General features: G+C 32.9%; 16 protein-coding genes. 9 read left to right on the top strand and 7 right to left on the bottom strand.

The genetic code is table 11. The features are described 5' to 3' along the window. Nucleotides 1-855: 855 nt before the first annotated feature. From ACXAHM_RS06980 to ACXAHM_RS06960, 5 genes are all read right to left on the bottom strand, one after another. Complete coding sequence (locus ACXAHM_RS06980) at nt 856-1,797, bottom strand: SPFH domain-containing protein (RefSeq protein ID WP_474959695.1); 942 nt, start codon at nt 1,795-1,797, stop codon at nt 856-858. A gap of 1 nt (nt 1,798) precedes the next feature. Then, nucleotides 1,799-2,257 carry an NfeD family protein gene (locus tag ACXAHM_RS06975; RefSeq protein ID WP_474959694.1) on the bottom strand — a complete coding sequence of 153 codons (459 nt, stop codon included), beginning with the start codon at nt 2,255-2,257 and terminating at the stop codon, nt 1,799-1,801. A gap of 454 nt (nt 2,258-2,711) precedes the next feature. Continuing rightward, on the bottom strand, nt 2,712-4,373 hold the full coding sequence (locus tag ACXAHM_RS06970) for an FAD-dependent oxidoreductase (protein ID WP_474959693.1): 1,662 nt from the start codon (nt 4,371-4,373) through the stop codon (nt 2,712-2,714). A 1-nt stretch (nt 4,374) separates the two neighbouring features. After that, nucleotides 4,375-5,778, bottom strand: coding sequence for an ATP-binding protein (locus ACXAHM_RS06965; protein WP_474959692.1), 1,404 nt, complete (start codon nt 5,776-5,778; stop codon nt 4,375-4,377). A 53-nt stretch (nt 5,779-5,831) separates the two neighbouring features. After that, nucleotides 5,832-7,316 carry a sigma 54-interacting transcriptional regulator gene (locus ACXAHM_RS06960; protein WP_474959691.1) on the bottom strand — a complete coding sequence of 495 codons (1,485 nt, stop codon included), beginning with the start codon at nt 7,314-7,316 and terminating at the stop codon, nt 5,832-5,834. A 123-nt stretch (nt 7,317-7,439) separates the two neighbouring features. On the opposite strand from ACXAHM_RS06960, the gene ACXAHM_RS06955 reads away from it, so the two are divergent. The 5 genes from ACXAHM_RS06955 to ACXAHM_RS06935 all read left to right on the top strand — a co-directional run bounded on the left by ACXAHM_RS06955 (nt 7,440) and on the right by ACXAHM_RS06935 (nt 13,354). Beyond that, nucleotides 7,440-9,878 (top strand): hypothetical protein, encoded by a 2,439-nt coding sequence (locus tag ACXAHM_RS06955; protein ID WP_474959690.1) that lies wholly within the window; start codon nt 7,440-7,442, stop codon nt 9,876-9,878. Next, nucleotides 9,847-10,968 (top strand): response regulator, encoded by a 1,122-nt coding sequence (locus tag ACXAHM_RS06950; RefSeq protein ID WP_474959689.1) that lies wholly within the window; start codon nt 9,847-9,849, stop codon nt 10,966-10,968. Before ACXAHM_RS06955 ends, ACXAHM_RS06950 begins: the two co-directional genes overlap by 32 nt. A 133-nt stretch (nt 10,969-11,101) precedes the next feature. Continuing rightward, nucleotides 11,102-11,647: a hypothetical protein gene (locus tag ACXAHM_RS06945; protein ID WP_474959688.1), complete on the top strand. Its 546-nt coding sequence runs from the start codon at nt 11,102-11,104 to the stop codon at nt 11,645-11,647. Between the two features lie 231 nt (nt 11,648-11,878). Then, nucleotides 11,879-12,436 (top strand): thioredoxin family protein, encoded by a 558-nt coding sequence (locus ACXAHM_RS06940; RefSeq protein WP_474959687.1) that lies wholly within the window; start codon nt 11,879-11,881, stop codon nt 12,434-12,436. 117 nt (nt 12,437-12,553) lie between these two features. Then, nucleotides 12,554-13,354 (top strand): hypothetical protein, encoded by an 801-nt coding sequence (locus ACXAHM_RS06935; protein WP_474959686.1) that lies wholly within the window; start codon nt 12,554-12,556, stop codon nt 13,352-13,354. Between the two features lie 71 nt (nt 13,355-13,425). Here the strand turns inward: ACXAHM_RS06935 and ACXAHM_RS06930 are convergent, their stop codons facing one another. Next, on the bottom strand, nt 13,426-13,998 hold the full coding sequence (locus ACXAHM_RS06930; RefSeq protein ID WP_474959685.1) for an NAD(P)H-dependent oxidoreductase: 573 nt from the start codon (nt 13,996-13,998) through the stop codon (nt 13,426-13,428). 175 nt (nt 13,999-14,173) lie between these two features. On the opposite strand from ACXAHM_RS06930, the gene ACXAHM_RS06925 reads away from it, so the two are divergent. Further along, on the top strand, nt 14,174-14,713 hold the full coding sequence (locus ACXAHM_RS06925; RefSeq protein WP_474959684.1) for a DUF1131 family protein: 540 nt from the start codon (nt 14,174-14,176) through the stop codon (nt 14,711-14,713). Between the two features lie 179 nt (nt 14,714-14,892). Continuing rightward, nucleotides 14,893-15,846 carry a CorA family divalent cation transporter gene (locus ACXAHM_RS06920; protein ID WP_474959683.1) on the top strand — a complete coding sequence of 318 codons (954 nt, stop codon included), beginning with the start codon at nt 14,893-14,895 and terminating at the stop codon, nt 15,844-15,846. 52 nt (nt 15,847-15,898) lie between these two features. On the opposite strand, the gene ACXAHM_RS06915 is transcribed toward ACXAHM_RS06920, so the two are convergent. Continuing rightward, nucleotides 15,899-17,344 (bottom strand): NAD-dependent succinate-semialdehyde dehydrogenase, encoded by a 1,446-nt coding sequence (locus tag ACXAHM_RS06915; protein WP_474959682.1) that lies wholly within the window; start codon nt 17,342-17,344, stop codon nt 15,899-15,901. Nucleotides 17,345-17,502: 158 nt separating this feature from the next. Here ACXAHM_RS06915 and ACXAHM_RS06910 point away from each other — a divergent pair, with 158 nt between their 5' ends. Both ACXAHM_RS06910 and ACXAHM_RS06905 read left to right on the top strand, forming a co-directional pair. Beyond that, complete coding sequence (locus ACXAHM_RS06910) at nt 17,503-17,952, top strand: DMT family transporter (protein WP_474959681.1); 450 nt, start codon at nt 17,503-17,505, stop codon at nt 17,950-17,952. A gap of 233 nt (nt 17,953-18,185) precedes the next feature. After that, nucleotides 18,186-18,917: an outer membrane beta-barrel protein gene (locus ACXAHM_RS06905; RefSeq protein ID WP_474959680.1), complete on the top strand. Its 732-nt coding sequence runs from the start codon at nt 18,186-18,188 to the stop codon at nt 18,915-18,917. The last annotated feature ends 134 nt before the right edge of the window (nt 18,918-19,051 follow it).

The raw sequence follows: 19,051 nt of genomic DNA, 5'->3' as shown, positions 1-19,051 counted from the left end.
GAACCACAAAAATCTTTAATGAAAAGGGAATAATGTAAATAAAAACTTAGATAACGTAGCCCCATGATTCAAATCATGGTCTTATGTGTGGTCAATCTTCCAAAACAAAGCTTTAGAAAAATTGAAAGCTACCCTTTGTAGAGGCACGATTTATCGTGTCTCACGAACCACAAAAATCTTTAATGAAAAGTGAATAATGTAAATAAAAACTTAGATAACGTAGCCCCATGATTCAAATCATGGTCTTATGTGTGGTCAATCTTCCAAAACAGAGCATTAGAAAAATTGAAAGCTACCCCTTGTAGAGGCACGATTTATCGTGTCTCACGAACTATATACATTTTAATGCGTCCACATAACATTGATAACGCTCTACAATAAAATTTAATTTTTTTTACAAAAAAGAGAAAAAATATTCTCAAGAAAATCAGTGAGTTATGCTTGATTATTTTTGAACCTACCTTTTAGGGTAGTATAAAGTTAAAATCTGTAAAATATCTTTGTAGCAACAAATAACGAAGATGTTAATCTTCAAGACTCTGACAAAGTTGATTTTTTACTCAATTTGATTGATTGATTTTTTATCCTAAACGAACAATGATTTTTTAAGCTTGTTTACTAACAAAACAGAAGATTTTTTACCCAACGTTGATTTTTTTACCTTGATGAACAAAATAGATTCTTATCCATAATATTAATCTATTCTTTAACTTTCTTTTATAAAGTGGAACTTATTTAGAAAGTGATTTGACTATGATTTAATTGAATTAAATCTCAGAAACAGAACGATTACAGTAACTTTTCAAAAGAAATAGATACTGTAATCGTATTCTGATGAATATAATTTATCCAATATTACTCTTCAGCCTTTCCTCCTTGTTTGGGTGTATTTTTAAACACTGAACTTGCTGTAGCTATCATTCCTGAAATATTTGCCAAATCAGATGGAATAATCATAGAATTATTCTCCTTTGCGAGTTTACCAAACTCATTGAGATATTGTTCTGCGATTCTAAGATTTACTGCCTCTAATCCATTTTCAGATCCAATAGCTTCAGAAATCGCCTTAATTCCACTTGCAGTTGCATTGGCTACTTCTTCAATTTCTGCTGCTTTACCTTTGGCTTCATTAATACGTTTTTGTTTCTCTCCCTCAGATCTTTTGATCAGTTCTTGTTTGTCACCATCGGCAACATTGATTTTTGCCTGCTTTTCACCTTCCGACTCTGCAATCATGGCTCTTTTTTCTCGTTCGGCACGCATCTGCTTTTCCATTGCATCTTTGATACTTTGTGGAGGAGTGATATTTTTCACTTCATATCGACTGACTTTTACACCCCAAGGATCACTGGCTTTATCCACAGCAGTTACAATAGTGGTATTGATATTATCTCTTTCCTCAAACGTCTTATCCAACTCCATTTTACCAATCACACTTCTCATGGTCGTTTGTGCCAACTGTATAGCGGCAAATTTATAATCCTCAATACCATAAGAAGCTTTTTTAGGATCAAAAATTTGGATATACAAAATCCCGTCAACCTCTACAGTTATGTTATCTCTTGTGATACAGCTTTGTGAATCCACATCAATAGCCTGTTCTTTCAGAGAATGTTTATAAGCAACTTTATCAAAGAAAGGAATTAAAATGTGAAATCCTGCTTGTAAAGTTCCTTTATATTTACCTAATCTTTCGATGATAAAAGCAGAACGTTGAGGAACTACTTTAATGTATCGGATTAATACCAAAAAGATAAATAATCCGACGCCTGAATATACGATTGTGCTTACTTCCATGTTAATTTTCAATTAATTCGACTTTTAAAATAATGCTTGATTTGTCTTTAATGACAACCACTTCACCTTTCTCAATAGTTTGGTCTGACTGTGCTGTCCAAACTGTTCCTTTGAACTCTACTTGTCCTTCTTTATCGTGACGAATACTTTCAATCACTGTTGCTTGATGCCCTAAAAATTCATCCATTAAGAACTTCTCTTCTCTTACTTGAGATTTAAAAAAGCGCGATTTCAACTGTCCTCTCAATGTGATCAAAAACATCACAGAGGATAGTACGAAAATGACAATTTGAAAATTCAATGAAGGACCAGAAAGAAGGGTTGATAATGAAGTGACCCATGCACCTGCTCCAAAGAATATTAAGACTAAGTTAGGACCGATTAGTTCGACGATAAATAAAACTAATCCTATTAGAAACCAGGTTAAAGTCGGGTTACTAAACAATGATTCTAGTTCCATACAAGTTAATTTCGGTTAGTTATTGGATATTTAACTTATTGAACTGAAAATAGTTTTTTGACACTCTTTTTATTCATTTGCAGTTCAATTATTTAATTAAAAATACTCATATTTTACTGAAAATAAAAATGTAACTATCAGTATTATAGTGTTTTGAGTTTTTATGAATGATAAATTAATAGTGAAAAATGAAAAACGTATTATCTAATTTTTATTCTAACCTAAGAAGGAAAATAAGTGCTAGATTAGGAGGATATCTCTTGTAGAGGCACGATTTATTGCGTCTCAAGAAACACCATACGTACCACCAATAGAAAGCAATTTCATTTAAACTAAGGAAAAATACAATTTCAAAGTTATAATCAGATTTCATGTCCTTTAAAGTCAAAAAAAACTACCGCAAGACATTTTTCTTACGATAGTTTTTACTTTCTGACCACTATTACAGCAGTTCTTAAAACTCACTCAAATATTTATGGACTAAAGAAATGCTCATTGCCCCTTCACCAACAGCGGAAGCGACACGATTCATTGCTCCTGATCTAACATCACCTGCAGCAAAAATTCCAGGAACAGATGTTTCTAGTAAGAAAGGATCTCTTTCCTCTTTCCAATACTTTTTGAAATTATTCCCAGCTAAATCTCGTCCTGTTTGAACGAATCCTTTTTCATCTTTATGCACATTTTCAGGTAACCAATCTGTATATGGTTTTGCACCAATAAAGATAAAAACAGCTCTAGCTTCATACGTTTCTTGCGCCTTGGTTTTCATGTTCTCTATCACCAAAGATTCTAACTTGTCTTCTCCAATTCCTTTGACAATTTGTGTAAATGGTTTTACATCAATGTTAGGAGTTGCTGCAATTTGATCAATTAAATATTGAGACATCGTAGAAGACAGGTCTTCTCTTCGTATCAGAATACTCACTTGTTTCGAAAAACGAGAAAGGTACATAGCACCTTGTCCAGCAGAATTTCCCCCACCGACCACAAACACATGACTATCTTTACAAGCATTCGCTTCTGTTGTCGCTGCACCATAATAAACGCCTGCACCTGTCAATTCTGGTAAACCTTCCGTCATCAGTTTTCGGTAATCGACTCCTGTAGTAAGGACGACACTTTTCGTTTTGACTTGTTCACCACTTTCCAGAGAGAGTACTTTGTATTTGTCTACAAATTCTATATTCTTGACAGAATGAGGATTCAAAAATTCTATTCCAAATCGAGTGGCTTGAGTAATAGCTCTTCTTGCTAAATCTTGCCCACTCAAACCTTTTGGAAAACCAAGATAATTTTCGATTCTAGAACTTGTTCCTGCTTGTCCACCAGGAGCTTTCTTTTCAATCAATAGTGTTTTAAGACCTTCCGAGCCTCCATAAACAGCCGCAGCTAACCCTGCAGGACCGGCACCAATGATGACTACATCATAAACTTCTTCTTTTGCTTTTTCATTGAATCCTAGACTTGAAGCCAATTGGTTTGGATTAGGTTGATGAATCAACGTTCCGTCCTCCATGACAACAACTGGTAGATCTGCTGATGATAAATTGTTATTGTTGACTAAAGCAATTGCCTCCTCATCTTTGGTCACATCTAGCCATTGATATGGAATTAAGTTGGCAGCTAAAAAGTCTTTGATATCATGTGAAAGTTTAGAGAAAGGGTATCCCATTACTCGAATACCCTTAAAGCTTGGGGTGAATTGAGCGTGCCATTCTGCTAAAATATCATCAATTACCGGGTATAATTTTTCCTCTGGAGGATCCCAAGGCTTTAAAAGGTAATAATCAATTTGAGCTGAATTAATAGATTTAATGGCTGCATCTGTATCACTATATGCGGTCAATAACACTCTACCTGCATTGGGATAGACAGCTTTTACTTTTTCCAAGAAATCTACGCCCTGCATTTCAGGCATTCTTTGATCACTCAAGAAAAGTGCAATTTCATCCCCTTTATTTTTTAATTCTTTGACAAGGTTCAATGCTTCATTTGCAGAGTCTGTTGCCAGTATTTTATATTCCTTTTTATATTGATTACGCATGTCCCTTTTTACAGCTTGCAATACCTGTGGGTCATCGTCAACCAGAAGTAAAATTGGTTTCTTTTCCATTTTATAAATTATTTTCAATAGGAAGAGTGATCATAAATTCAGTATAGCCAGGTTCACTTTTTACTTTAAGTGTGCCTTCATGTTTATCTATTATTTTTTTCGATATATCTAAACCTAAGCCTGTTCCTTTTCCAATTCCTTTAGTGGTGAAAAAAGGTTCAAAAATTCTACTACGGATTTCCTCAGGAATACCTTTTCCTGTGTCAGAAAGTCTGATAATGACATTTTCTTCATCAAAAGAAGTTTTCACGCCAATCGTCCCTTTTGTTTCCTCCAGCGCATCAATACCGTTGGATAAGATATTCATCCAAACTTGATTCAATTCCCCTGGCATACCATCAATTTTCGGTAAGTCGGGGTGTAACTCTAAAGCAAGTTGATTACCGGCTTTTTGAATTTTATGTTCAAGTAATTTGACTGTAGAATGCAAGCCTTCATGAACATCCATTTTTTGCATGTCTTGGCTTCGGTCCATGTAAGAGAAGGATTTAATAGAAGTGATTAAAGACGATATTCTCTCAGCCGCTTCATTAATATCTTGTACCATTTTTTCGGTCACTAACTGACTGCCGATCCAATCCATTGTAGTAGCAAAGCCATCTTCTCCAATTTGATCAAAAATCGCTTCCACATCCTCTTCTTGAAATTGGAAATCGACTAAAGGTCCAACAATATCATCAGCGTCTTCTATCCCTTTGTCTTCTAGAAAATCCAATAAGTCATCCTCTAAATTACTTTTTTCCAATAGAGACATCGTTGGGAGTGTAGTATTAATTTTTTCATGTAAAAGATTGTTGACCATATCTACGTCATCGTCTTCAAACTCTACATGCATTAGTTTTTTGAATTTGGCAGGAACAGATGAAAGGTGTTTTTTAAGTTCTTTACCACTTCTTGCCATTGCACTGGCAGGGTTATTTAGTTCATGTGCTAAACCTGCACTCATTTTTCCGAGTGCCATCAGTTTTTCATTTTGCGTTTCTAATTTCGCAAATTCACGCACCCTTGTTGTCATTTTATGGACCAAACACGCTGTCAGTTCATAGTGGTTTTGAATCATTTCATTAAGATGTTCCCTTTCTAAAAAGAAAACGCGACTATCTCCACATGAATGACAATGGATATTTCCGTATGTTTTAATCCTAGAAAAAGGAAGTACACCTGTCACTGTTTCGGCACCAAAGGAATCGAGATACTTTTTGCCTTTATCACTAAATCCATAAGTTCTAAATTCCCCTTCCAAAACGATATGAAAATATTTCGCTTTTTCACCGGGATCGAAGAGTGTTTCTTTGGGTTTGAAATGCTTGACCTCACCTTTGTTGACAAGCCATTCCAGTTGATCATCTGGAACACCTTCAAAGGTAGGAATAGCTTTTATTTCTTCTAAAGTAGTAGTTTTCATGGTATAAAAATTAGAGAGAGCGGAGAGCTATTGGAAGTTAAACAATTTTTGTCTTAATCCATTTCCATATTAAAGTATTTTTCAAAGGTATTTTGTGAAACACCAATCATTTTATAGGCTTTTGCCTTATTGTTGTTCATCATTTTATAGACTTTATGATAATGATGACGCAATACGTAATCTTGTTTTAGTGAAACTACTTTTTTGTGAATCGATGAAGTAATTCGATCTGGCAAAGCATCTGGATTGATAAGTTCACCTTCTTTATTAAAAACATATAATCCCATTAATACATTTTCCAATTCACGTATATTTCCGGGGAAGTGATATTGCATCAAAAGACTTTCTGTTTCAGGAGCCAACTTCAAGATTTTCTTACGTTTGAAATACTTTTGTTGTGTTTTCAAAAAGTGTTTGATCAATGTCTTTTTATTGTCTTTAGACATTTCTCTAAGTGAAGGTAATTTTAATTCAACAACCGAAAGGCGATAATACAAATCCCATCGGAAAGTACCTTCTTCACATTTTTTCGAGAGATCTCTATGGGTTGCACAAACCACTCTAACATCCACTTTCTTGTCTGTTCCACCAATTGGACTAATGACTTTTTCTTGTAAAACTCTCAATAATGTCTGTTGCATTTTGGGAGAAATATCACCGATTTCATCCAAGAAAATTGTTCCACCATTACATTGTTCAAAGATCCCTTTATGGTTGTCAATTGCTCCTGTGAATGCTCCTTTTTTATGTCCAAAAAGTCTACTTTCTAACAGTTCATCATTTAAAGCAGAACAGTTGATCGCTCCAAATTCTTTTTCTTTACGAGCACTAAATAGATGGATACTTTTGGCTAAATTTTCTTTCCCTGCACCTGTTTCACCATAAATCAAAGTGGTTATATCTCTACTCTCTGCAACCATTCGGGCACGAGCATACACTTCCTTTAAATCATCCAATAGCAGAAAATCTTCCTTATGCTCCAAAGTATTACTGCTTTCGATAAAGAAGGATTTACGTTCCACATTTTCTGGTATACCTCCCATCTCAAAATGTACCTCACTGAGCTTCGTTTTCTGATCAGCTTCCGGTTTTCTCGTTTGAATTAGTCGTGTTGGAAGTTTAATATTTGGATTCAAATGTGCAACAATCCAACACGTTTGCATAGCAGGTGTACCTGGAGAAATGAACAAGTCTACCAAATCAAACTTTTCATTTTCCAAACCTATTAAAAAACGTCGAATTTCTGAGGTGATTTCTTTATGATCGATCACATCTCTTATCAGTAATTCTTGACGAATAATTTTGTCTTTATGCTGTGGGAAATCTTGTTGAAGTTGACGTACTAATAAATTAAGTCTAGTTCTATTTTCATCTCTTGGTGATGAAGCAAGTAAATAGTGTTTATCGTATTTTTCTTGTTCAAAAAGATCCTTATAAAAGCTATATGTTGTACCATTTTTATTAACTTCTAGCTGTTTGCTGGTTTCATTAAAATAAAAATCGTGAGAGAAAGCGATAAATGATACCAATGCCTTCATTTTATATTCAATATTTGAGTGCTAAATTTATTTATTAATTGAAATCTAAGTTATTTTTTTAGTTTTACCAAGAAAAATGAATTGGTACTATCTATGCGTTAGGTATAAGAAAAAGACACTGCAATGAACAAATCGAATCATATATATACTTTATTTCAAAATAAAATTTTCGAAAATGTAGCCTCAAAAGGATATGAACGTATCCGTAATGATCAATTATTAGGATTGGTCTATTTGCTTTTTTTCTTAGAATTAGAAGCAAGAAATGAACGAGGAATGGGTGAGGGCTTCTCTATTTCTGAAGGTTTTAAAGTGGAAGATAGAGTCAAGGATTTTCCTTTTTTCGAAATTGTTCAAATCCTTTCTTATATCAAACTAGAGATTTCAGGTGTAGAGGAGTTGGAAATTAATATGGAGGAAAATGATCTCTATGGGAATGATTATGCTCATGTCATCGATAATATTAGGGAAAGTGAATTAAGTTATCAAACTCTTTTTAATCAGGCTTCCCAGGAATTTTTACAACGTAAATTCCATCATTTTGAACACAAAAAACATTTTGAAGAAAAGATATTTTCAACGTTGCTCAATGTATCTACTATTGATTTTTCGAACTTAAATACTTTAGGAAAAATAGAAGAAGACGCATTGCTTACACCATCCAATATTAATGGTCAAGAAATAGAATTGACTTGTATGGATTCGTTGGTGAGTTCTGTTCTTTTTATGATTGAATTTCTTCAAAAGGAAAAGACGAGTAAGCTGAAAAGTAAAGCTATCGATATCTATAAAATTGAAGAAGAAAATCAATATGACGGTGTGATTTCTATTTATCCTCCTGAGATCAAAGAATACAACGAAATCTCCATTTCTTTAGCCAATCACAGAACAAAATACCGAATCGATTCTTCAAACACTTCTTGGTATCTGACAGATGTCGTTTTACGTCTTTTGAAGGAAAAAGGAAAGGCAATCGTAGGTGTGCATTCTTCTCTACTTGAGGAAGAACAATTGTATGCTTTTCGGGCTGATTTTTTAAACCATTTGAAAACATTAGAAGTATATTCTATTGGTGACGATCTGATGGAAGATTATGGAGTTAATACCTTACTTGTTTTTGAGAAAGGTCCTACTTTAGAGCAACTTATTTTTGCTTCTTTTGATGGGCAGGGTAAGATGAAAAGTATTTGTTTTGAGGATGGTCAAAAAGTCATGGAAAACAATACGATCTTATCTCCCAAAAGATACTTATTGGATGTACAAGAAGATGAAGAATACTTTTACTTGTATCAATTGTTGAATACGGCAAATGTAATGGAAAGAGGATTTTATGGAAAATACATTAAACCTTCATCTACTATTCTCAATGAGAGTTTCTTGAACTATGAAATCGCTTCTGAAGAACTGGAAGATGTAACCTATAGACAAGAAGATAAAGTGATTCATGATAGTCTTTTTATTTGTCAATTGAACCGTTTGAAAAATAATCAATTACAATACCGTTGGTTGCAGGAACAAGAAAATACGGGAGTGATTTATGATGATCAATTGAATTACTTTGTCATTGACGAAACCAAAATTCATATTCCATATTTGATCAATGAACTGCATTCTCCTTTCTTTTTGGAGCAATTGGAGGCTTATTCAAATGGTAGTTTCTTGAAAAGTATTTCCGTAGCAGATTTCTTGAATATCAAAATTCCTAAAATATCCTTTCATGATCAAAAGTTGAAAGTGGTTGGTTTTAGAGAAGCTTACGTACATTCTAAAGCCAAAGAAATAGGTTTGGAAAAAGCTAATTTGGCGTTAAAGGAAGATTTTTACAATGAATATCGTTCCCTTAGACACAATTTAGGGCATCTTTTATCTTCTATACAGTCGAGTATTGAAGTAATTGGTAATGTCTTAGAACATGGTGATTATGACCTTGACTTGTCTACTGTTATCAATAGAAAACGTAATGTCACCTTTGGAGATCAGATTACGAAAGTAAAGAAAAGTAGTAGTGATATTTACAATTGGTTAAAAAGTTTTGAGGATCAATTAAGGCAGGATTATACACTGGAAAAAATGCCAATGGAACAAGTCATCAGCTTGTTGGAAAAAAGATATGGCAATCGTAAAGAGTTCAATTTAGAGTTGAATTTACATCATCATAATGTGGATATCTTTCCTTTTCTACATCAAGAAGGATTTTTTAAAGTCACTGATAATATCATCCAAAATGCAATCAGTCATGGTTTTGTGGATGGACAAAAAGCCTATAAGATTAAAGTTGATTTTAAATTGACAAAAATGGAAGAGGAAAACCTGATTTGTATAGAAATCATGAACAATGGGTTACCTTTTCCAGAGGATTTTGATTTTAATGCTTTAGTCGAAAGAGGACAAACTTCTAATAGAAATAACAACACTGGACTGGGGGGAAATGATATTTATCGTACAATGAAGGCGATGAATGGAGAATTTGACTTATATTTAGACAGGAATATTGAATTTCCGATAAGCTATAAATTATACTTCTCCTGCGATGTTAGAAATAAAAGTACTGTTAGTAGATGATCAATTAGACCAATTAGAATCTTTTATCGTCAATGCTGAATCCAAAGGACTCGATATTTCAGAGGTAAAAAGCCTTGAAGAAGCCAAGGAAATGGTATTGAATAAGAAGAATCATTTTGATGTGATTATTCTTGATGTACGCTTTTATTTAGAGAAAGGAAGTTCAAAAGTAGGGCAAAAAGCCTATCAGGAAGCCGTCTCTTTTTTCAATAGTCAAAACCTAAAATTCTTCACTTTTACGGGTGTGAAAAACTTAGAATATGATGAGTCTTTTAGAGAAACGTATGGTTTTGATGAAGATGATACAGAGTTTTTCATGAAAGGAAAAGATGACAATCGTCTTATTGATACTATCAAAAATTTTGTGCAAAATAATGCATTAAGTTGGGGAATGCGTAACGAACATTATGAACTTTTTAAAGTTTGTACGGAGGAGTATATTGGTACACATGCCGAAAAAGAGGTGATCACTTTGTTAGGGATCATCAAAGGAGAAAACGAAGTGCAAAATAACTTAGAGGTCTACCTATTTAATCCTATTCGAAAGCTATTGGAGGATGTATTTACAACCTTGTATAAGAGAGATTTGTTGCCTGGTTTATTACGTCCAAATGGTCAAGTGAGATTAGGTCCTTCCAACCGCTTTTGTGCTGGTTTTGATGTTGATGGATATGAACTCAATAAGCCTTATTTTCCAAGATTAATTGCTGATCAAGTGAAGTTTATATTGACTGTCACTCAGCCCGCTTCTCACCGTTCAAGTTTGGATTTTCACTTGGAATTAAACACGCAAAACTACCTTTTAAAGGCCGTTATTTATCAGTTATTTGATGTTTTATGTTGGTTGAAATTCTTCCTTGACGAAAACCCTACACCTAACAATTGGAAAGAGGTAATTTCTCAGAATTACAAAGGGATTATTCATAAAGACGAATTTGGTAATTTTCATTGTGGAGAGTTCTTATTGAACAAAAGATTTGTTATTGATCACAATATAGAAGGTGACGAAATTGAAATCACTCAATTTGAACCCAATACTTCACCAACTACAAGAAGTAAATACCCTTATTTCGCGAAATATTACTTATAAATACTCAAAATTTAAATAAAGAATTAAATTATAAAGTCCTATTTCAGTAATTCTATAGCAAAAGATCACTTTGTTGTATTGGACTGTTTAATGCATAATGATTTGTGATGTCTTACTAAAATCACAAAATATTATGCGTTTTTTATTGATTCCTTTTTTACTTTTTGTCAGTACTCCACTTTTTGCACAATCTTATGATTTATATCCTAAAGAAGTATCCCGTTGTTCTCTTAGAATATGTGGTTTATACAAGCCCGAAACTCGTCAAGATTTCCATAACAAACAGGTGAAAATTACCATTGATAAATCTGAGTTCTATACAATTACAGTTTATCGACTATTACAAAATGGGAGCTATAGCAAACGATATGAAGTGAAGGATGTCAAGATGTTAAGGCATGAAAAAAATCAACTTAATATAATCAATCATGGGAAAGGGTTCTTTTCTACTTGTGATCCATTTTTTAAAGAATTCCAAAAGAAAATGATTGATATAGAAGTGATTCTACCAGGAAGTGAAAATTCTTATGCTTACGAACATGGAACAATGAATTTACTGATGGGTGATAAATTAGTTTCTCTAAGATTAGAAACCGAAGAATTATTAGCATTAAGTGATGTCTTAGAAATCACTATCGAAAAAGAATCAAAAATAAGAGAAGAGAATTGGAATTGGTAACTCAATAAAAACTCTAATCTTACAAGAGGTATTGTGTAAAAACAATACCTTTTTTATTTATAAAATTAATGCAATACGATTTAATGTGTTCAAATAATGAGCTAATAAATTAAAATATGAGTATTTAATAAGTAGATAACAATCATTTTTAATGGAAATACACTTGGAATGCTTTATGGATAATAGTTAGTGTATTTAATTATAACTCTTAATACTATAACTATGAAAAAGATGCTCTTAATTCTCGTATTACTATTTTCTATTATTTCTATCAATAATCTTTTTGCTTCAGAAATTAATTGGTTGACGATTAAAGAAGCAGAAGAAAAGATGAAAAAAGATCCAAGGCCTGTACTTATTGATATCTATACAGATTGGTGTGGATGGTGTAAAGAATTAGACAAACAAACCTATGCTGACCCTATCATTGCCGAATTTATTAATGAGCATTTTTATGCTGTAAAATTCAATCCCGAAGAAGAAAAAACATTTACTTTCAATGGAACAGAATACAAAGCGTCAGAACTTGAAGGACGAAAATACCATGAATTTGAGTTATTCGTTTCAGATGATCCTTTCTCTTATCCAACTACTGCTTTTTTAAACCCGACAGCAACATCTAACCTATCGATTGGTGGTTTTTTAGATAAATCAAAAATGCATTTATTACTAAGTATGATTACGTTAGGTGAAGATGCAACAGATGAACAAATAGCTAATTATGTAGATAAATATACTTCTCCTTATGATGTTGAACCATTCAGGAAAGAAGAGGAGGAAACAGAATAATCCACTGAATTTGATGATATAGAACACAAAGATATTTAATGTGTGATGCCTATTCTTTACCAAGCCTGTCATTGTAAAGCAATGGCAGGCGACATAAAACTATTAATGGATACATCTATGAAAAGTATAATCAGTCTTCTTTTATTATTTCTTTCTTTTTCAGTCCATGCTCATCTCAACAAATCTATTTATGTCAAAGTAGATACTACCTCTTCAGAAGAGATGGCTTATATCAAAAAGTGGAGAGAATTTGTTAAAAGTGAAGAAACCTATCTTCCTATGGAAGCCTTTTACATGTTTGATTATCGGTTTTCAAAAAGAAAGTATGGTGTCAATGAAGAAATTAGTTTTTTAATTCCTATACATTTTAAAGAAGATTATCCTGACCTAAATTATTCTCCAAGTTTTTATGATCCGGTTGTAAATTTCACTTATAACTATGATACTGATACTGTGAATTGGTGGATGAAAGTGACGATGAGTAGGTTGGTGAATACTGAAAGTGATCGATTGAAAATGTTATTTTTCAATAAAGCTAAAGTGGACCTTTCTTTTAAATTGTCTGTGAAAAAAATTGACCACTTTACCCTATCGAATGATGATTATATCAAAGCTTGGGATACCGAGAGAAAAAAGGGGGCAATCATGTCAGAACATCAGCAATTACCTTATGCTATTACGGGACAAAACACAGATACCTATTTTGTTTCTTTTATCTATAAATCAAAATATAAACTCAAGAAGAATTTGACGAATGTGAAATTTTATAAACGATCCGTTTCTTTATCCAATCTATTCTTACCCACAAATGACAAAGAAGAACAATATATAGTTTCCTTTAAAGTACCTAAAAAGCAAATAGCTGACTTTCAGATGATGTATTTACCCGATCGAAAGGTGAAGTTAGATTTTTATTAAGATAGACTTACTTATAACAAAACAGTCTCTCTCGTAGATTACGATTGAGACTGTCGTTTATTTTAAATGGCCTATTGATAGAGCTTTTTCGCTTCTTCAATGTAGCCTTTTCTAACTTCATCCGTTGTGGTAGCAACTCCACCAAAGAAAGTCATTTCGGTCTTGATTCCACAAAATCCAAGTACACCATCATCAAAAACTCTTTTTAGAGCTTTATGCATATCAGTAGCTTGATAATATTCATGTGGAGTACCTGTATTGACAATTACTCTTGCTGTTTTTCCCTCTAAGAGTTGATCCACACCAGTAGCAGAATATTGGAAGGCAAATCCACTAGCAAATACTCGATCTATGTATCCTTTTAGCATGGCAGGCATTTGTCCCCACCATAATGGAAAAACAAAAGTAATATGTTCAGACCAAGTGATATCGTCTTGATATTTTTTGACATCAGAAGGAGTGTCTCCACCCATAAACATGCCTTGAATATCAGGAAAACGCATTACAGGATCAAAATTATCTGCATATAAATCTACAATCTTGACTTCATCACCTCTAGATTTACTGGCCTCAGCTATTTCTTTGACCATGGCATGAGAAAAACTTTCTGGGTTAAGATGAGAATAGACAATTAAGTGCTTCATAGGTTAATATATGGGTTAAAATAATTCACTAATGTAAACAACAAATCATAGGATTTTAAGTTCATGAAATTGTTCGATTAAACTAAAGGTTTTAAATAAAAGGGTGATTTTATTTAAACAAAGACCATTTTTCTATCTTTGAGAAGTAGAAAAAACGAGTTAACCCTTTTATAGAATGATTATCAAATTAAAAACCTTTATTTCTTTATTTTTTCTTGCATTCATCTTTATTCAATGTACTTCAAAACCTAATAAAGAGGTGATTACAGAAAACACTTGGAATGGCTTTCCACTTAAAGAAGGGAATACAATAAATGGTGATATTTTAATGAAAACCTTTAAAGGCTATACATTAAATGAACGCCTAGGGAGACAAGATGGACCTAATTTCAAGATGTTTATTTTATTAAAAGAGAATCAACCGCAGGTGGTTTTTAATACGAAAAATATTGATGATTTAACATTGAGAGATGTTTACTTTAAGGGAAATCTGATGGAAGATGAATACGGAGTGAAAATAGGAATGACAACAGAAAATGTACTACAGAAACGCCCCAAAGCAATACATTATACAGAACATCATCAGGTCTTTATCAAAGAAGAAGGGAGTCATATCATATACTGGATGAAGGGAGAATGGAAAGGTCCTGATAAAAATGAATATACAAGAGAAGATATAAAAGGTTGGAAAGTCAAAGATATTATTTGGGAATAGTGAATTAATAGTTTCACTTTTTGCTAACTATTTATCCTTGAATATAAAAATCGAAATATAGAGTTGTAGATAAAAAAGTAAAGTATTGAAATCCCTTTTTTTTTACCGATTTTAAAGAAGGGAATACAAAAAGTGTGTGATTCCTAGTGTTGATTTTACCCGTTTATACGCTATAAAATATGGTAGAAGCTATTTTAAATAGTGGACAAAATATCTCAGTGCCCAATTTGGATGTTATAGTAGAGCAAAAGTTTGATTTGAGTATCATTCGCTTTATAGATATGTCTGAACAAGAAATGATCTGGCTTAGAAAAGAACTGAAAATCGATTTTCGTATCATGCGTAATTTTGAAGATTTTGAGATCAGTTCCCATTTTTTATCCAAAAATAATCAACTCTCTTTTCACTTTACTTTTCCCTATTACGATAAAGATAAAAACTTATTAGAAAGCCAAGTTTTCGTGATCATTTATAAGGATAGAGTATTTCTATTTCTCTCAAAAGAAATTGATCTTTTCTTAAGAAAAAACTATGCTTTCAAGATTAGACACTTTAGAAATGCGACGGATATCAAAAGTGTTTTCCAATATCAAATACAATTTATCTCGGATTACTTCGCGGATATTATTGAAGTGGAAGCTAAGAAAGTGAAGTTGCTTGCTAATGAGATTTTATTGGAGAAAAAATTCAAAAATGACTATACAGTGATTATCACAAAATACCTTTTCAATAATTTGTTGGTGAAAGAACTTCTTATGGAAACGACGAAGGTATTTTTTCTTTACAAAAAAAGTGATTGGAATAAAGTCAATAATAACAATGAAATCTTGGATATAGAACTGTATGATATGTCCGTTATCTCAGATTACATTAAGTTTAATATAGAACGCTTAGATGGATTGAAGGAGAATGTTTCGAATACCATTGAATTACAGCAAAACTATATTTTTAAGATGCTGACTGTGTTTACAATCTGTATGATGATCCCAACTTTAATTGCAGGTATTTTTGGAATGAATTTCGATAATATTCCTGGAAGTAATAATAGTTATGGATTCTGGCAAATGATGCTTTTACTCTGTATTTCGGCTTACATTCCTTATTTTTATCTAAAAAGAAGAAAGTGGCTATAAAAAAGAGGTTCATCCAACTTTACTGTGAATCAACCTCTTGTTAGGTGTTTTATTAACCGAAACACATATATTTTATTTCCATATATTCATCGATTCCATATTTAGAACCTTCGCGTCCAAAGCCACTCTCTTTGATACCACCAAATGGTGCCACTGTGGTAGAAATCATACCTGTATTAATTCCGACCATACCATATTCTAAGGCTTCTGCAACTCTCCAAACCAATTGGTAATCTTTACCGTAGAAATAGGCGGCAAGTCCAAACGGGGTATCATTCGCCATTTGAATGACTTCTTCTTCAGTTTTGAATTTGAAAATAGGAATCACTGGACCAAAAATTTCTTCCGTATACGCCTCCATGCCTTTTGTTACATCAGCAAGAATAGTAGGGAGATAGATGCGTTCATTATTATCCGAAACTTTCCCGCCTACAGTTATTTTTGCCCCTTTCTTTAATGCATCTTGAACAACACCATCCACAAATTCCACTGCTTTTTCGTCAATCAAAGGACCAATTTGTACACCTTCTTCAAATCCATTTCCTATTTTTAAGGATTGAACTGCAGTTGCTAACTTCTTAGAAAATGCATCATATACTTTTTCATGTACAAAAAAACGATTGGAACAGACACAGGTTTGCCCTGCATTTCTATATTTAGAAGCAATAGCTCCTTCCACAGCTTTTTCAATATCAGCATCTTCAAAGACAATAAACGGAGCATTACCTCCTAACTCCATAGACACTTTTTTGACGGTGGATGCACACGCTTTGATGAGTTCTTTACCTACTGCTGTTGATCCAGTAAATGAGAGTTTTCGAATGATAGGGTTTTCGGTGAGTTCTTTTCCAATTTCAGCTGTTCTAGAAGAAGTAATTACGTTAAAAACACCTTTTGGGATACCAGCTCTATGGGCTAATTCTGCTATTGCTAATGCACTCAAAGGAGTATATTTTGCAGGTTTTACAACTATAGTACAGCCTGCAGCTAAAGCAGGTCCCACTTTTCGAGTAATCATTGCATTCGGAAAATTCCAAGGAGTAATAGCAGCAACTACACCAACAGGTTGTTTGATGGTAACAATTCTTTTGTCTGCTTGATGACCAGGAATGACATCTCCATATGTTCTTTTGGCTTCCTCTGCAAACCACTCAATAAACGAAGCACCATAAACAATTTCACCTATTGCTTCAGGAAGTGGTTTTCCTTGTTCTAAAGTCAAAATTTTACCAAGATCTTCTTTATGTTCAATCATCAGGTCGAACCATTTTCTTAGTAAAATAGAACGTTCACCAGCAGTTGTTTTTTTCCATTCCAATTGAGCTTTTTCAGCCGCTTCAATTGCATGACGAGTATCATGAGCATCAAAATCTGCAATTGAAAGGATTAAGGATTGATCAAAAGGATTTGTGACCTCGAAAGTTTTACCTTCTCGTCCATTTAACCATTGTCCATTCACATAACATTTATCTTTAAGAAGAGTTTTATCTTTTAACATTATCATGGTATCTATTTTTATCACAAGTGAAGAGATGATTGTTCACTTCATTGAATAAGCAAATTACAATAGAGAAATCATTTTTTGAATAGAAAAAGAGAGATTTATTATTACTGTTTTGACTGTTTTCATAGTATCTTTATTTAAAATTCAGAACAATGAAAATATTTTATATCACGTGGGCATTGAGTGCCGGACTCTTAGTAGCGATTCAAGCCAGTACCAATTCATCATTAAGACTTCAATTTGATAACCCTTGGGCTTCTGCATTGATCAACTTTGGAATTGGATTTACCCTTTTGTTATTAATCAATCTTATTTTTATACCAGAAACACAAGACAATATTAAATTATTGTTTAGAGGTGAGGTTCCCTTCTGGAAAATATTAGGTGGCTTTATGGGAGTGTTTTTCGTAACAAGCACCACAGTAATCGCTCCAAAAATTGGGGTAGGGCAAACCATTACCCTGTTATTATTAGGGCAGATTACCATGAGTTATATTATAGACCATTTTGGTTTAATGGGTATGCCAGTAGATAAAATATCTTTGAGTAAAGCACTAGGATTATTATTAATCATTGGCGGTATTTTCTTATCTCAAAAGTAAGGGTTAGTTTTTTAATAAACAGTGTATCTATTGGAATGTAGTTTTTAACCCTTGCGGGAATAAACCTTCAATTGGAGATTTTAATGAAACTATGAATAAAAACATAAATAATTTGACATCTCAAATGTCATTATAATAAAAAGCAAGGTTGTCTATATTATTCTATTCATAGGCAACCTTGCTCTTATTTTTTTCAGTATCTTCATTTACTATTACCACTTCTATCAATCTATATGAATACAAAAAAAATCTCTCTACTTGTTTTATTTTCATTATTCAATGTTGGATTGTGTAATGCTCAAGCAGCTATTCTAGTATTAATTTTTGGAGACAAAGTCGCCTCAGAAAACTTCCATCTAAGTTTAGACCTTGGCGTTAATGGTACTTTTTATACCAATGCACCAGGAGATGTAAAAGCAGGTTGGAATTTTGGTTTGGGTACTCATACAAAAATCTCTGATAAGTTTCAATTGGTGGCAGAATTTAAGATGTTAAGTGATCGTAGTCGTGGAAATACACCAAGAATATTACCGGTTCCCGATTTTGCGGATTCATTGATTTCTACAAGTTCAACCTCATGGGAAGTGAATAATTTAGATGTGCCTATCTTATTACGTTATTCAGCAACTAATAAATGGCACGTGAGTACAGGTCCAATGTTTTCATTTGTGGGAAAAGCGACAGAAGTTACAGAGGTTGATTTAACCAACGGAAATAATGCAACATTTAATCAAAACGTAAAAGATTATTTTAATGCAGTTTCTTATAATTGGGCATTTGAAGTTGTAAGAAGTTTTGGAAATGTGCGTAAAGGGAAGGGATTAGATATGCGTTTACGTTATAACCTAAGTTTGTCAGATGTAATGAGTGATAAAGCAGAACTGTCATCTAAAGCGAATATTTTACAATTTATCGTTACAATTCCTTTTATCGAAGTAGATAATTCAGATGAGGTGAAGAACTAAAAAAAATACTTTTAATAAAATTATTCTCCTTTCAGATACATTTTGTTGTAATCTGTAAGGAGTTTTTTTTATCTCAATTTTTTCATTCTATAGAACCGTTGAATATGATTGTTTATCAATAAACAAGTTTCACC

It is taken from the genome of Flammeovirga sp. AWQ4_249 (assembly GCF_056161045.1).
Note: the sequence above shows the minus strand (reverse complement) of the source record. Positions and strands in the feature narration are given on the sequence as shown.

What these genes read in the sequence shown, in the direction of transcription:
- ACXAHM_RS06980 (WP_474959695.1), bottom strand. Translation starts at nt 1,797, where the DNA reads ATGGAAGTAAGCACAATCGTATATTCAGGCGTCGGATTATTTATCTTT.
- ACXAHM_RS06975 (WP_474959694.1), bottom strand. Translation starts at nt 2,257, where the DNA reads ATGGAACTAGAATCATTGTTTAGTAACCCGACTTTAACCTGGTTTCTA.
- ACXAHM_RS06970 (WP_474959693.1), bottom strand. Translation starts at nt 4,373, where the DNA reads ATGGAAAAGAAACCAATTTTACTTCTGGTTGACGATGACCCACAGGTA.
- ACXAHM_RS06965 (WP_474959692.1), bottom strand. Translation starts at nt 5,778, where the DNA reads ATGAAAACTACTACTTTAGAAGAAATAAAAGCTATTCCTACCTTTGAA.
- ACXAHM_RS06960 (WP_474959691.1), bottom strand. Translation starts at nt 7,316, where the DNA reads ATGAAGGCATTGGTATCATTTATCGCTTTCTCTCACGATTTTTATTTT.
- ACXAHM_RS06955 (WP_474959690.1), top strand. Translation starts at nt 7,440, where the DNA reads ATGAACAAATCGAATCATATATATACTTTATTTCAAAATAAAATTTTC.
- ACXAHM_RS06950 (WP_474959689.1), top strand. Translation starts at nt 9,847, where the DNA reads ATGTTAGAAATAAAAGTACTGTTAGTAGATGATCAATTAGACCAATTA.
- ACXAHM_RS06945 (WP_474959688.1), top strand. Translation starts at nt 11,102, where the DNA reads ATGCGTTTTTTATTGATTCCTTTTTTACTTTTTGTCAGTACTCCACTT.
- ACXAHM_RS06940 (WP_474959687.1), top strand. Translation starts at nt 11,879, where the DNA reads ATGCTCTTAATTCTCGTATTACTATTTTCTATTATTTCTATCAATAAT.
- ACXAHM_RS06935 (WP_474959686.1), top strand. Translation starts at nt 12,554, where the DNA reads ATGAAAAGTATAATCAGTCTTCTTTTATTATTTCTTTCTTTTTCAGTC.
- ACXAHM_RS06930 (WP_474959685.1), bottom strand. Translation starts at nt 13,998, where the DNA reads ATGAAGCACTTAATTGTCTATTCTCATCTTAACCCAGAAAGTTTTTCT.
- ACXAHM_RS06925 (WP_474959684.1), top strand. Translation starts at nt 14,174, where the DNA reads ATGATTATCAAATTAAAAACCTTTATTTCTTTATTTTTTCTTGCATTC.
- ACXAHM_RS06920 (WP_474959683.1), top strand. Translation starts at nt 14,893, where the DNA reads ATGGTAGAAGCTATTTTAAATAGTGGACAAAATATCTCAGTGCCCAAT.
- ACXAHM_RS06915 (WP_474959682.1), bottom strand. Translation starts at nt 17,344, where the DNA reads ATGTTAAAAGATAAAACTCTTCTTAAAGATAAATGTTATGTGAATGGA.
- ACXAHM_RS06910 (WP_474959681.1), top strand. Translation starts at nt 17,503, where the DNA reads ATGAAAATATTTTATATCACGTGGGCATTGAGTGCCGGACTCTTAGTA.
- ACXAHM_RS06905 (WP_474959680.1), top strand. Translation starts at nt 18,186, where the DNA reads ATGAATACAAAAAAAATCTCTCTACTTGTTTTATTTTCATTATTCAAT.